A 778-nucleotide genomic window follows, 5' to 3' on the forward strand; every position below is an offset into this window, starting at 1 on the left:
GTATACCATTCTCCATAACCCAATGTTTGATAGCCAGAAGATTTAGGAACTGAGATTATAGATTGGAAAGCTTTCATAGAACCTCTAATATTTCCTGTATCCAGCTTTCCAGCATAATCTGAAGGTGCCTCAAAATAGAACCAATCCCCACCAGAAACTGTTACCTTCCMACCACGTTTAGAGTAGTTATCCGTCTCATTAATCAACTTAACTTCATCAGGAATAGTAAAAGTTAAAGTATTTGATTTATCTGCTTCAAATTTAGTAGTTTGGGTTTTTTGAACTCCATTAGAAAAGCTTACTGTCAGCTTTTCTCTATACATTGATACATCATCATCAGGTACAGACCCATTTTGAGATAAGTCCCACAGTTTATCGTAACCTGAAATACTTTGACCACCTGCATAATCCCCATTGTAAAGCCTAGATAAAACCAATGATGTGACCACAATACCGCGTGCTTTATCACTACCAAATATATTTTCAGGGCCATTCCAGCCATAATACAAAGCTTTCAGGATCTTAGCATTATTATAGGGAACAGGAGACTCATAAGATGCTCCAGTACCAGGAGTAGGCTTTTCGTGTTCAATACAGAAAGCTTGTACTCCATTAACTCGAAAATCACCTACAATTGAACCTCCATAACTAATTTGTCCACGGTATTCAATATCTGGAGCAGACGCAGCACTTACGATTTTACCAAATATAATGCTTTTTACCGCTGTTGCTACTGTAAGTTTTTGCTTAACACCCTTTTTCATTAGATCATCAAGCT

General features: G+C 37.2%; 1 protein-coding gene. It reads right to left on the reverse strand.

Annotation, left to right across the window (positions count from 1 at the left end; genetic code table 11):
• Positions 1–764, reverse strand: a 764-nt coding sequence (locus QD409_RS35435) for a thioester domain-containing protein (protein WP_430765036.1), incomplete at its 3' end; no start/stop codon positions are given.
• Between the last annotated feature and the right edge of the window lie 14 nt (positions 765–778).

Source organism: Rhizobium sp. BR 315 (assembly GCF_050577975.1).
Classification (GTDB): Bacteria; Pseudomonadota; Alphaproteobacteria; order Rhizobiales; family Rhizobiaceae; genus Rhizobium; species Rhizobium miluonense.